Annotated in this window: 13 protein-coding genes; 12 read left to right on the top strand and 1 reads right to left on the bottom strand. The window is 34.4% G+C overall.

Annotated features, from left to right (window positions below):
- Nucleotides 1-55: 55 nt before the first annotated feature.
- The 11 genes from sufC to AC4BB2_RS08750 all read left to right on the top strand — a co-directional run bounded on the left by sufC (nucleotide 56) and on the right by AC4BB2_RS08750 (nucleotide 12,053).
- Complete coding sequence (sufC, locus tag AC4BB2_RS08800; RefSeq protein WP_069654614.1) at nucleotides 56-826, top strand: Fe-S cluster assembly ATPase SufC; 771 nt, start codon at nucleotides 56-58, stop codon at nucleotides 824-826.
- A 14-nt stretch (nucleotides 827-840) separates the two neighbouring features.
- Nucleotides 841-2,127 (top strand): Fe-S cluster assembly protein SufD, encoded by a 1,287-nt coding sequence (gene sufD, locus AC4BB2_RS08795; RefSeq protein ID WP_490472568.1) that lies wholly within the window; start codon nucleotides 841-843, stop codon nucleotides 2,125-2,127.
- Nucleotides 2,124-3,359, top strand: coding sequence for a cysteine desulfurase (locus tag AC4BB2_RS08790; RefSeq protein WP_490472567.1), 1,236 nt, complete (start codon nucleotides 2,124-2,126; stop codon nucleotides 3,357-3,359). The genes sufD and AC4BB2_RS08790 overlap by 4 nt, the downstream gene beginning before the upstream one ends.
- Nucleotides 3,346-3,810, top strand: coding sequence for a Fe-S cluster assembly sulfur transfer protein SufU (sufU, locus tag AC4BB2_RS08785; protein WP_490472566.1), 465 nt, complete (start codon nucleotides 3,346-3,348; stop codon nucleotides 3,808-3,810). Before AC4BB2_RS08790 ends, sufU begins: the two co-directional genes overlap by 14 nt.
- 50 nt (nucleotides 3,811-3,860) lie before the next feature.
- Nucleotides 3,861-5,255 carry a Fe-S cluster assembly protein SufB gene (gene sufB, locus AC4BB2_RS08780; RefSeq protein ID WP_010772886.1) on the top strand — a complete coding sequence of 465 codons (1,395 nt, stop codon included), beginning with the start codon at nucleotides 3,861-3,863 and terminating at the stop codon, nucleotides 5,253-5,255.
- Between the two features lie 240 nt (nucleotides 5,256-5,495).
- Complete coding sequence (locus tag AC4BB2_RS08775; protein WP_490472565.1) at nucleotides 5,496-5,786, top strand: TIGR04197 family type VII secretion effector; 291 nt, start codon at nucleotides 5,496-5,498, stop codon at nucleotides 5,784-5,786.
- Nucleotides 5,783-6,169 (top strand): hypothetical protein, encoded by a 387-nt coding sequence (locus AC4BB2_RS08770; protein ID WP_490472564.1) that lies wholly within the window; start codon nucleotides 5,783-5,785, stop codon nucleotides 6,167-6,169. Before AC4BB2_RS08775 ends, AC4BB2_RS08770 begins: the two co-directional genes overlap by 4 nt.
- Nucleotides 6,159-7,448: a T7SS effector LXG polymorphic toxin gene (locus tag AC4BB2_RS08765; RefSeq protein WP_490472563.1), complete on the top strand. Its 1,290-nt coding sequence runs from the start codon at nucleotides 6,159-6,161 to the stop codon at nucleotides 7,446-7,448. Before AC4BB2_RS08770 ends, AC4BB2_RS08765 begins: the two co-directional genes overlap by 11 nt.
- 2 nt (nucleotides 7,449-7,450) lie before the next feature.
- Nucleotides 7,451-7,828, top strand: a complete 378-nt coding sequence (locus AC4BB2_RS08760) for a hypothetical protein (RefSeq protein WP_490472562.1) — start codon at nucleotides 7,451-7,453, stop codon at nucleotides 7,826-7,828.
- A gap of 165 nt (nucleotides 7,829-7,993) precedes the next feature.
- Nucleotides 7,994-8,386, top strand: a complete 393-nt coding sequence (locus AC4BB2_RS08755; protein WP_490472561.1) for a hypothetical protein — start codon at nucleotides 7,994-7,996, stop codon at nucleotides 8,384-8,386.
- A 487-nt stretch (nucleotides 8,387-8,873) separates the two neighbouring features.
- Nucleotides 8,874-12,053, top strand: a complete 3,180-nt coding sequence (locus AC4BB2_RS08750; protein ID WP_490472560.1) for an SIR2 family protein — start codon at nucleotides 8,874-8,876, stop codon at nucleotides 12,051-12,053.
- A gap of 247 nt (nucleotides 12,054-12,300) precedes the next feature.
- Here AC4BB2_RS08750 and AC4BB2_RS08745 read toward each other — a convergent pair whose 3' ends face one another.
- Nucleotides 12,301-12,612, bottom strand: a complete 312-nt coding sequence (locus AC4BB2_RS08745) for a hypothetical protein (RefSeq protein WP_490472559.1) — start codon at nucleotides 12,610-12,612, stop codon at nucleotides 12,301-12,303.
- Nucleotides 12,613-13,143: 531 nt separating this feature from the next.
- Between AC4BB2_RS08745 and AC4BB2_RS08740 the strand changes: the two genes are divergently transcribed.
- Nucleotides 13,144-13,356, top strand: a complete 213-nt coding sequence (locus AC4BB2_RS08740) for a helix-turn-helix domain-containing protein (RefSeq protein WP_490472558.1) — start codon at nucleotides 13,144-13,146, stop codon at nucleotides 13,354-13,356.
- Nucleotides 13,357-13,544: the final 188 nt, after the last annotated feature.

Here is a 13,544-nt window from a genome sequence, read left to right as displayed (position 1 = left end):
TAGGCTAAAATGAATGAGAACGCTAATAATTATTTTAAGTTGGAGGGAATTGTACATGTCCGTTTTAGAAATTAAAAATTTACACGTATCAATCGAAGATAAAAAGATTTTAAAAGGTGTGAACCTGACAATGAAAACAGGTGAAATCCACGCAATCATGGGGCCAAACGGAACAGGTAAATCGACGTTATCTGCTGCAATCATGGGAAATCCTAATTACGAAGTCACAGAAGGCGAAATCTTGTTTGACGGAGAAAATGTTTTAGACCTTGAAGTGGACGAACGTGCTCGTTTAGGTTTATTCCTTGCCATGCAATACCCAAGTGAAATTCCAGGGATCACCAATGCTGAATTCATGCGTGCTGCAATCAACGCCAAACGTGATGAAGACGACAAAATTTCAGTTATGGAATTCATCAAAAAATTAGATAAAAAAATGGATCTACTAAATATGCCAGAAGAAATGGCTGAACGTTACTTAAACGAAGGCTTCTCTGGTGGAGAAAAGAAACGTAATGAAATCCTACAATTATTGATGTTGGAACCAACATTTGCCATTTTAGATGAAATCGATTCTGGTCTAGATATTGATGCATTAAAAGTTGTATCAAAAGGTGTAAACGAAATGCGCGGTGAAAACTTTGGTGCGTTGATCATTACGCATTACCAACGTCTATTAAACTACATCACACCAGATGTTGTGCACATCATGATGGAAGGCCGTGTGGTTAAAACTGGCGGTGCAGAACTTGCTAAACGTTTAGAAGCAGAAGGTTACGCTGGAATCAGCCAAGAATTAGGTATCGAATACAAAGAAGAAGCATAAGGAGGACAAGATAAATGAAGGAAATAACAACAGCGAATTATCTTGACGACATCAACGCTTTTTCAGCCCGCAACGCGGAACCTACTTGGATGACTGACTTACGTGTAGCGGCTTTAGAAAAAGCTGGAAACTTAGAATTACCAAAGATCGAACGTGTGAAATTTCACCGTTGGCATTTATTTAATGTGAATACTGAAGAGTATATACCTGAAACAATGAACATCCCAAGCTTTGATGCAATGAAAGACAATCCAGTAATCGTGCAACAAGGGTCAATCACAGCATTTGAACAACTTTCAGCGAAATTAGCCGATCAAGGTGTGATTTTCACTGATATGTTCACAGCGTTGCAAGAACATGGTGATTTAGTCAAAGAATATTATATGAACAAAGCGGTTGAAATGGATGAAGATAAATTAACAGCCTTCCATACTGCCTTTATGAATAGTGGTGTGTTCTTATATGTACCAAAAAATGTTGTCATCGAAGAACCAATCGAAGCAATCTTTATTCAAGATTCAGCAAGTGAAGAATCATTTTTCAAACATGTATTAATCGTAGCAGACGAACATAGTGAGTTTAGCTATTTAGAACGATTCCAAACAATTGGCGAGCAAAAAGTCAAAGTGTCTGCGAATATCGTGGTTGAAGTGATTGCCAAAGCTGGTTCAAAAGTGAAATATTCAGCTGTGGATCAATTAGGCGAAAACGTTTCAACTTATATGAACCGTCGTGGTCATATCATGCGTGATGCTTCTATTGATTGGGCGCTTGGCGTGATGAATGATGGTGACGTGGTTGCTGATTTTGATTCTGATTTAGTGGGAGAAGGCTCTCATTCAGAAGTTAAAGTTGTGGCAATCAGTGCCGGCAAACAGACACAAGGGATCGATACTCGTGTAACGAATAAAGCTTCTCACTCAGTCGGTCATATTCTACAACACGGTGTTATCCGTGAACGTGGAACATTAACATTCAATGGAATCGGTCATATCTTAAAAGGAGCTAAAGGGGCAGATGCGCAACAAGAAAGTCGTGTCTTAATGCTTTCTGACAAAGCCCGTGGCGATGCTAACCCGATTTTATTGATCGATGAAAATGAAGTAACCGCAGGACATGCAGCCAGTGTTGGTCGTGTTGATCCAGAAGAAATGTACTACTTAATGAGCCGTGGTTTACGTAAAGATGATGCAGAACGTTTGGTTATTCGTGGGTTCTTAGGTTCAGTGATTACAGCGATTCCTGTTAAAGATGTGCAAAAAGAATTTGTAGACGTAATCGAAGGGAAGTTGAATGCATGATAAACGCAGATAAGATTCGGCAGCAGTTTCCCATCTTGTTTCAAGAAGTAAATGACGAGCCGCTTGTTTATCTGGATAATGCAGCAACAACTCAAAAACCTAAAGCAGTTTTAGATAAACTGACTTATTATTACGAACATGATAACGCCAATGTCCACCGTGGTGTGCATACGTTGGCAGAACGTGCGACAAAAGATTACGAAGATGCCCGTGAAAAAGTCAGAGCCTTTATCAATGCCAAAGAAACAGCCGAAACGCTATTTACACGAGGCACAACGACTAGTTTAAATTGGGTTGCAAAAAGCTACGGTGATTTAGCTGTTGAAGCAGGGGATGAAATCGTGATTTCCTATATGGAGCATCACTCCAATATCATTCCTTGGCAACAATTAGCTGAGCGTAAGGGTGCAACTTTAAAATATATCGAGATCACAGCAGACGGATTTTTAGATATGGAAAGTGCGAAAAAAAAAATCACGGATAAAACCAAGATTGTTTCAATCGCTCATGTGTCCAACGTCTTAGGCGTGATTAATCCAGTTAAAGAACTAGCTGAATTAGCCCATAGTCACGGAGCTGTGCTAGTAGTCGATGGTGCACAAGCTGTTCCACATATGCCAGTGGATGTTCAAGCAATCGATGCTGATTTTTACGCATTCAGTGGGCATAAAATGTGTGGTCCAACTGGAATTGGTGTATTATATGGAAAACGTGAATTACTAGATCAAATGGAACCCGTAGAATTTGGTGGTGAAATGATCGATTTCGTGAATTTGTATGATAGCACTTGGAAAGAACTGCCGTGGAAATTTGAGGCAGGAACACCAAATATTGCTGGAGCGATCGCTTTAGGTGCGGCAATCGATTTTCTAACGGAGATTGGTTTAGAAGAAATTCATCAACATGAAGCGGAATTAGTGGCTTACGTGTTACCAAAACTATTGGCGATCGAAGGTCTGACAGTTTACGGACCTCAAGATCCAGCCCATCATACAGGCGTTTTGGCGTTTAATTTAGATGGATTACATCCACATGATACAGCGACGGCTTTAGATATGGAAGGTGTGGCAGTTCGTGCAGGACATCATTGTGCGCAACCATTACTGAAGTATTTAAATGTTCCAGCGACGGCTCGTGCAAGTTTCTATCTCTATAATACCAAAGCAGATGCAGATCGATTGATCGAAGCAATTTTAGCGACAAAGGAGTTTTTCCAACATGGCTCTATCTAAACTAGATAATTTATACCGTCAAGTGATACTAGATCATTCTAGTCATCCTCATCACCATGGGACGTTGGCAGAATCAAGCAAGAAAATCGAAATGAATAACCCGACTTGTGGCGATGTGATCGAATTGCAAGTGGCTATTCAAGACAATGTTATTAAAGATATTGCGTTTAGTGGCAGTGGTTGTTCGATTAGTACGGCGAGTGCCAGTATGATGACTGATGCGGTGATTGGGAAGACATTAGCAGAAGCAGAACAGTTGGCAGAAGATTTTTCTCAGTTGGTGCAAGGAAATGATGTACCAGAAGAAGAAAAATTAGGCGATGCAGCGATGCTTAGTGGCGTGGCAAAATTCCCAGCACGGATCAAATGTGCAACACTTGCTTGGAAAGCATTAGAACAAGCAGTCGAAAATGACGGACAAGGAACCGCAGGACAATTACACTGCGAATAATAATAAGTAGGTTGATTCGGTAAGGAATCAAGAAAAGGACGTGAGATAATTTGAGTACTGTACCTGAGTTAGAAGAATATCAATTTGGTTTTCATGATGATGTGAAACCAATTTTCAGTACGGGAAATGGACTAACAGAGGAAGTCGTTAGAGAAATTTCACGTAAGAAAGAAGAACCAGAATGGATGTTAGAGTTCCGTTTGAAATCATTGGAACAATTCAACAAAATGGCCATGCAAGAATGGGGACCTGATTTATCTGATATCGATTTTGAAAAAATCAAATATTTCCAAAGAGCTAGCGACAAACCCGCTCGTGACTGGGATGATGTACCAGATAAAATCAAAGAAACCTTTGAAAGAATTGGAATTCCAGAAGCAGAACGTGCGTATCTAGCTGGAGCTTCAGCGCAATATGAATCAGAAGTGGTTTACCACAATATGAAGGAAGAATTCCAAAAATTAGGAATCATCTTTACAGATACAGATTCAGCGTTGAAAGAATATCCAGACATATTCAAAAAATACTTTGCAAAATTAGTCCCACCAACAGATAACAAATTAGCCGCACTAAACTCAGCGGTTTGGTCTGGTGGAACGTTTATCTATGTGCCAAAAGGGGTTCGTGTGGATGTACCATTACAAACATACTTCCGAATCAATGCGGAAAACACAGGACAATTTGAACGTACGTTAATTATCGTTGATGAAGGTGCGAGTGTTCACTACGTAGAAGGCTGTACAGCACCTACGTATACAAGCAATAGCTTACACGCAGCGATCGTTGAGATCTTTACCCATAAAGATGCGTATACACGTTATACAACCATCCAAAACTGGTCAGATAACGTTTATAATTTGGTAACAAAACGTGCCAAAGCTTACGAAGGTGCCACAGTTGAGTGGATCGATGGTAATTTAGGTGCCAAAACAACGATGAAATACCCAAGTGTTTATCTAGATGGAAAAGGAGCTCGCGGTACAATGCTTTCAATTGCATTTGCTGGGGAAAACCAAATTCAAGATACAGGTGCGAAAATGATTCATAACGCACCAAACACTTCAAGTTCAATCGTTTCTAAATCAATTGCGAAAGACGGCGGTGAAGTGAATTACCGTGGTCAAGTAACGTTTGGAAAAGATAGTGCTGGCTCGATTTCACATATTGAGTGTGATACGATCATTATGGATGATAAATCGAAATCTGATACGATTCCGTTTAATGAGATTCATAACAGTCAAGTGGCGTTGGAGCATGAAGCGAAGGTTTCGAAGATTTCGGAAGAGCAGCTTTATTACTTGATGAGTCGTGGCTTGACTGAAGTTGAAGCGACTGAGATGATCGTTATGGGATTTGTGGAGCCGTTTACGAAGGAATTGCCGATGGAGTATGCGGTTGAGTTGAATCGATTGATTAGTTATGAGATGGAAGGGTCTGTGGGTTAACCCTTTGAAATATGCTAGGAATGCTGATATAACAGTGTTCCTAGTTTTTTAGTTTTAGTTGAATTATGAGAAGGTTTGTGTTTTCACTCATTTAATAGTTTATGAGCATGATTAGTTATAATTTCTTTATTTATATATAAGTATTCATGTATAGTTTCTTTTTAATCTATTTTTCATATTTATAATTTATCTAGTATATGATAAACTAAAATAGACAATATGACAATTAAGGAGAATGAAATGTCTATTAATAGTAATTCAAGTATTGCTAGTGGTATTTCGGCTTCTTTTAGTCAGTCTGCTAGCGCATTAAATAGTATAAGTGTTTCTGTATCGGCTTCTAGCACCAATGTTTCAGGAAACGCCCCAGCTGTACAATCACTCAATAACTACCAACAAGGATTAGCAGCATTATCTACCAGTGTTGTTTCAGCTGGTGATAACATTCATTCTATTGCGAAAGAGTTTGAACGAATCGATCAGAATATTGCTCAATTAACAAAATTTAACCTTCCAGGAGGTTTTTCATGAGTGAGATTCAGAAACAACAAGAATTTGATCAAAAAAATTATCAGTTTAGAATTCGTTTGGAACAACTTCAAGAGGATCAGTTAGAGATTAGAAAAGAGCAACGGTACATAGAAGAGCAACAAGAAGAATTTTTCCAGCTACAACGACAAGAACAGGCGGTCTATGATTTTGTCTTAGGTAATTGCGAAGCAGAAGAGCGAGCTTTTTTTGAAGAAAGAGGAGATGAGGGTCTTCATCTTGCTAAAAAAGCCCAACGAGAATTTGATGAACAACTCGTTCAGCTAAAAAAGGACGAACGGATGTTGTTTGATCAAGAAGAAAATCTAAAGGCAGAGCAACAAGCTTTTTGGAAGAAGCTGGAGAAAAAAGAAAATGGGGCTTAAATTTTACGTGAGTGAAGCACAGGCAAGATCATCACAAGCTTCTCAATTGACCAATCAAGCAAATCAGGCAATTGCATCGTTACAAGCAAGTATCCAACTCTTTTTATCTGCGCCACTATCTAGCAAAGCCTATGATTCAGCGAAAAATTATTTCATGGTCGCTTATACACCGCTATGTCAATCTGCTATAATGACAGGTGAAGCGTTGGAAAATGCCCATAGAAAGTTTCTTAGTGAATATCAAGGAACAGTTAGTGGGATCGATACGGACGAAGAGTTGATTCTAGAAGAAATCAATCAATTTGAGCAGTTAAAGCAGCGTTTAGATCACCAAATGAGTACTGCTAAAACACCACGACCAGATTTGGAACGGAGATATATCAATGCCTGTGAAAGTATTGATAAACGTCGAGAGAAATTAGAAAAGTTTCATGCCTACGATGGTCAATCCGCAAGTTTTTTTTCAGATTATGAAGCGAGTCAGCAAGAATTCAACACAGGTTTGGCACAGGTGGCCAACTCTAAAGTATGGAATCCAGCAACAGGTACTTTTGATTTGAAACGTTTAGACATGACGTGGGCAAAACCCATTCATACACGTTGGAAGCAACGTGAAAAAATGAAACAACAAGTGAAAGATGCACTAGTAAAACAAGCAATTGGTCAATTAGATGGGTATGAAATCGTTAAGAATGAATTAGGTCATTGGTATCTAATGAAAAATGGTAAAATTGTTTCACCAGATAAATATCCAGAACTATATGCACAATTGGAAATATGTAAGGATTCTTTAAATGAAGATCAGTACAGAATCCAACAAATAAAAATAATGAGAAATGAAATGCCCCTTGCTCCTGGAATGGGTGGTATATTAGGAAATCTAGGTAAGGCTGGAAAAATAGCGGATGCTATTAAAAAAGGTACTGGAGTAGTAAAAGTAGGACAATCTATTGTGGATCAAATAAATAATGCTCCTTCAATCAATGCGGTAGATGAGGTTGTGGAATTAGATAAGAGTCGTGAAAAAGGTAAACCTGCTAAGAAACATAAAGTCTTTGATTCTGAGAAAAGAAATCTGGATAAAGAAGGTGATCCAAACTCATCTTCTGACCTATTAAATGATGATGGTTCAGTAAAACAAAGGAGATACTATGGGCCAGATGGTCTGCCAATTGAAGATATAGACTACAATCACCCTGACGATGGAACACATGAATTTCCACATAGGCATAAGTGGGATTGGAATAAAAGACCACCTAGACAAAAAGGAGAATGGTGAAAATGAATATGGTACATGACTATGAAATAAAAAGCTATTTTGTAAATTTTGAAAATAAGGATATAGCTATTAATATTTCTGATGATGAGAAAGAAAAACAAATTATATTCCATAACTTTTTATGTTACAAATTTTATGATGAAATGCCTTACAGTATTATTTTAGACCTGGAGGAAAGAGCTTTAGATAAATTTTTTATTGAAAATAAAGAATTATTGATTCAAGGGAAAAAAAATGTATGGCCAATGCGGTATGATTCATTGGAAGAACTAGAAGAAGAAATAAGAAAAGATCATTTGACCTATCAGGTTTTATATTCTTCGTATGGAATGAATGGATGGGTTTTAGCTGAGCGAGTAGAAATTATTGATGTTAAGTAACCTTTATCAACAGTTTTGCCAATAAAAATAGTACAGAATTTAAATAGAAAAAACCAGAAATCTTAAATTAACAAGATTTCTGGTTTTTACATATATAACGTTAAGTATTCATATTTTGTGTAATGTTAGTATACTTAATGAAAATGGGAATGAAGGTGTATGAATATGTTAGAAAAGTGGCGTGAATATAATCGAACGGATGTACCAATAGATAATTATGAAATTTCTGAAGTAGTACAAAATTCTGAAGGAACGGTTATAAAGCTAATGGGAGAAAAAAATAATATGAAGATCACTTTCGGTTTTGTTGATTCTTTACGAATTACTGATGAAGGAAGACGGATACAAACATATAATGAAATTGAAAGCATTCAAAAGTATAGGGAAAATTTCATTGGCAATCCTTTATATAAAGTAGAAAAATCAGAATATGTTGAGTGGATAAAAAAAGAGAGTGCTGGTTTTTGTGCTGATGTAGATCATTATGTAATTATTACGGAAAATGATCTTATTGATATATTGTCTACTTTTCCGCCAACAATCACAAATTATGTATAGCGCCCCATGCTAATGAGAATTAATGAATTATGATTATGTATATTGGCGTCTGTGCATTTGTCTGTTTGTGTAGTTACATTAATCAATTTGAGCCGAAACCTTGTAATAGCAAGGCTAAGTTATCTTATCATAAACTATATAAAACTAGTATTTTAAATGGAAGGGTCAGTTAGTTAATAACAAAATAGAAGCTATGAACGCTGTCATATAAGTATCCCTAGCTTTTTTGATATCTGAAAATAAAAGTAGAAGCAATACTAGCACCAATAGGCATTTTTTAGAACAAATCTTTTACTATCTTGATGAATTTGTAAATTGGCCTTGGGTGAAGATATGTTGTGAAATAGAATGTTTGGTATAATAGAGATAATTATGTGTACTGCAAGAAAAAGTGTTAGGATTATTGAAGAAATTAAATAAATAATATTTAGCAATCACACCCAAAGATGCCGATAACTAAATTATTGCAGTAAGACGGGAGATTATTATGAGCAACTATTATACAGAAAACGAATTTAATGAGTTAGTTGATTCATTAGCAGGAGCAGTAAAAAACTTTAATCTGGTTGTTTTTATAGGAGCAGGTATTTCACTTTCACAAGGCTATCCTAATTGGAATGGGTACATTGAAAAATTAATTCATTTTTGGCAATTCAATATACAACATGTTGCGGGGGGAAAGGTACAAGTAACCAGTAAATTACTTTCGCAGTTTGATGAAATCTTGAGATCAAATAATGGACCCAAAAGAAAGATTGATTTATTACATACTTTGTTGCACGATATTTTGGGAGAAGACTTTGACGATGTAAAGCTTAATTTTGAAAAATATTTTTTTAAAGAGGTCGTACCAGATTATTTAGAAAACAGTGTGTTGGTTGAATTGATAAAATTAGATCCAATCTTTATAACGTCAAATTATGATTTTGAAATTGAGAAACATTTGAAACGTATCAAGCAGAAAGATGCATTTAAATCTATAAATAATCTACATGAATTCACCAGTTGGAGCAATAGACTAATATCAGGCGATATTTTGCATTTGCATGGTACAACTGAAGGAGAAGGGCATTATTTTGTTAATTCATCATTGGATTATTCTCGGCAATATTTAAAAGAGACACAGGAATTTCAGAATTTAAGAACATGGTTTGAAAAGAAACAACCTATTGTTTTATTTCTTGGAAGTAGTATGGAAGAAGAAGAGATTTTATCCTTATTACCAGCAACATCTAAAAATTTTGCTATGATGAAAGCAGAGCGGAAGGAATCTGCAGAGTTTAGAAACCTTTATAATCAAACCTATCAAAAAAATAATCGTACAACCATTTTTTGGTATGGTGATGATTATGATGATTTGCCAAAAGAAGTAGAGAAAATGGTAAGTGCTGTTCAGAAAAAATTAGAAGTGTCTAAGTCAAGTGAGGATTGGGCGATACTTCATAGTATATCAACCGATAATGAAATTTATCAGAAAACACTTGAAAAATATTCAGAAGATGAACGATATCTATTCGATATTTTTAAAACGGATGATATCGATTTACAAAAAAAGATTTTAAAAATTACACTATGTAGTCAAATTTTATTGAAAAAAATTAGTAATATCAGTAGTTTTTGGAATATGGTAAGTAAAAATTTTAATGATATTGACACTGAACAACTCAAAATAATTATTGAAATTTTTAAGGATGAAAAACTAAATATTTACTGCCAAGATCTTTTTGAAGTATATGAACAACTTCCGACCTCAGATAATATTTCAAAAGAAGATATTAATGAAATAAGAAGACATCTGGCACAAAAACAATCGTTAGTTAATACATCTTTTTCAAGTGATTCAGATTTGATGGGATATTGGTTAAGTGAACAATTTCAACAAGAGAACGCACATCATAGGAATATTTTTTACGGTGAACAAAGTCTTAAAATTAATCTTAGAAGTGAATTGATTATGCCAATTATTGAGTCACTAAAAGACGAAGGAATATATCTTTATTGGTCATTTAATGAAATTGTTTCAATGGATGGGTTAATAAAAATTATATATAATTCCCTTTTAGATGAAAAATTATTGTTCGAAGATACGTTTATTTTAGAGAATTTCCCTGAACCCTTATTGGAAACGCGTCTATTTCAACGAATGCTAGTTAATATTGATAATGAAAAGAAATTACCTAATACTGTTGTTAACAAGTTAATAGCTAAAATTGATTTTACTGATACTATTTTTGGAACTGAGCTAAATGAATTTGCAAGAAATCATAAAACAGAAATAGGAGAGGATGTTCTTGAAATTTATGAAAATGCGATTGAATCAGGACCTGCTAGCATTGTTCATCCTCGTTCATTTATAGACAGTAGTCAGATTCTCAAAGAAAATGAAGAATCAATCTTGGAGATTTTATTAGGTAGTCAAGATGAGTCATTTTCACAGAGAGAAGACTTCTATTCTGAAAAGATAAACAAAGAAACGTCTAATTATTTGTTAAATGTATTGAAAAAAGATGATGTAGTTTCGCAAAAAATAGAAAAAATAATTATTGATAAGGGGTCACTTCTATATCCAAAATTTGATAGACTTTTTCTCAAGGTTTTAATGGATGATTATAACTCTGATTTGAAAGAAAAAGCTTTAAGTATATTTTTAGAAAAATTCGATTTTGATAGCTTTAGTTGGGAAGAAAAATTCTTCTTTGAAGAGTTGATTTCTAAAAACGAATTTGAACATAAAGCGTTTGAAAAGCTATTTCAAGTGAACGTTAATAATCTTAATTATAATTATGTGTATACAAATAAAGAGAGACCTGAATTAATTGAACTTGATGATTTTATTAATACTGAGTTAGGAAGGTATTTGAATATACTGATATTACTAAACAAAAAGGACAAGTCTAAATGTGGTGTAATTAAAGAGATTGCATCTAAAGTTAATTTCAATCAATTTAGAGAATTTACACAGGGGGCTTTGACAACAGTTGACAATTCAGTAGATTTAGAAAATGTTACGATCAATACTTTCCAAGGCTATTCTTTTTCAATAAGCGGATTCAAGCAAGGGGATTTAGATAAATTTAAGCTTATAGGTCAAGAATTACTGAAAAAAGGCTATGTGAATAATGTGAATCAAAATAATCTGTTCTTGCTTGCTCTATCTAAGATAAACCCCAGTGATGAAGAAATGGAGATAAATTGGAATAAAATCAATTTTTCTTGGATGCTCTTTCTTATTTTTCAAAGTGAATTTGAGTTTGAGTATGAAGAGAAGTGGCTTCTAGAAGTAATGTTGCATGATAAGGAAGGTGATTTTGGAAGAGACATTCTTTATTATTTAGAGGAAGACAGCACTGTATTATTTAAAGGAGAAAAGGTTTTACGGGTATTTGAAAGAAACATTTCTGATTATAAAGGGAAGGTAAACATTCATTCACTTCCTGATAGTCTTAAAAAACAAAAAAATAGAGAGAAAAAAGATTTATTGATTAAGCTGTTTTTTTTATTGTTAGAAAATGCAAAAATTGAAAAAAGTTATTTTGGCAGTCGTACTTTATTAAGCATCATGCAACAATTACCTTTGGAATCAAAGAAAAGACTTGCAGGTCATGCAAATCTTTCAACGGTTCTTTCACCATTAGAGATTGATGAATTGAAAAGAGCTGTTGATTAAAGTTATAATTTGTAATCTGACTCTTGAATCATTGGATTAAAGCAGTGTTGGAAGGCTCGACATGAAGTGATATGGATAGAACAAAGGATTATCTTACCTAATTGTGTGAAATGAATAAAATGATATTTTACATGTATTAATGCAATAAAAGAAGCCAACAGCTATTATGTAGATTTAACATAGCTGTTGGCTTCTTTTATTAGCTAAATCTGTCAATGTTCGAAGAACTCATAAAATAATAATTGAATCATTGAGAGATTTTCACTTTTTCTTTTTTCATTAATTGGTCAAGTTGTGTTTCTAATCGGTCAATACAGGTTGAAAAATCATCCATAAATGAACCGAAAATTTGAGATATGGAGTAGTAATCTTTTGCAATTTTTTTCTTGTCTAGTGGTAGTTTTCTGTTGGCAAAGTGTTTATCTACTACCATTAAAATATCTGTCCATGATTCAAGTTGTTCCAGAGTATCTTTCATAGCATACATGTCTTGGTAGGAGACTTGTTTGATAGGTTGCTTGTTTGGTGTCATCATAATCTTCACTTTTTCTTCGTTCATAATAATTCCTCCCTTTTCGATTTTACTTTTTTACCTATAAATAAAGAAAGTAGTAGATAATTCAATTATTTTTAGGTAAAATAAGAGTTGCTGATGCAATGCATCAGTATTTGTGGCAACTTGTATGTCTAGTGTACGCTGTTCATACAAGTCTTCATCGTTTGGTTGGCGCTAAACTTTGAAGGGCCACTTTTTAATTACTTTAATTCTAAATTTATCTACTATCTTTCAATATGAAAATAAAAAGCGGCATTGGATACACTCCAACACCGCTTTTTACCTATGTATGTTTAAGGTTTGCTACAACAGAAAAGCATTGTAAATAAACCTATTCGTTAATTAGGAAAAAGTTTTTTTGTTGATAGTGTACGCTATCCATCCTTACTTTAATATTTAGTTGGCGCTAAATATTAAAGCATTTTTTTATTTAAATGTTAAAAGAAATGTAACTTATAATCTGTAGACTTAAAGTATACAAAAATTATATCATGTAGATATAACATAGTCAATAAAAGAAAGGGAACGAGTATTATGACTTCATTAAAAATTATTTTTGCAAATAATGTTAAAGCAATTCGGCAAAATAAAAAATTATCCCAAGAGGGACTTGCCTACGCTTGTAAATTACATCGTACTTATATTTCTGATATTGAACGAGGGAAACGTAATGTTTCGATTGATAACATTGAAAAGATCGCTCTTGCATTAGAAGTAAAACCTTATGAGTTATTGATAAAGAAATAAGCTCACTTCTGTAAATATTTAATGTGAATCTGCATAATGATATTGAATTAATTGGATATAGGAATAAGTCATTCTTTAAAATGTTGAGAATGGCTTTTTTATTCATTTAGATATACAGAATAAATTACATCGAAACAGGTAAAAGATAGCATCAAATACACTGAAAAGTATACTTTTACATTGCTTTC

This window comes from Enterococcus sp. AAFC-DPL-5146 (assembly GCF_058216635.1).
The sequence above is the reverse complement of the archived record's forward strand: the minus strand, read 5'-3'. Positions and strand labels throughout refer to the sequence as shown.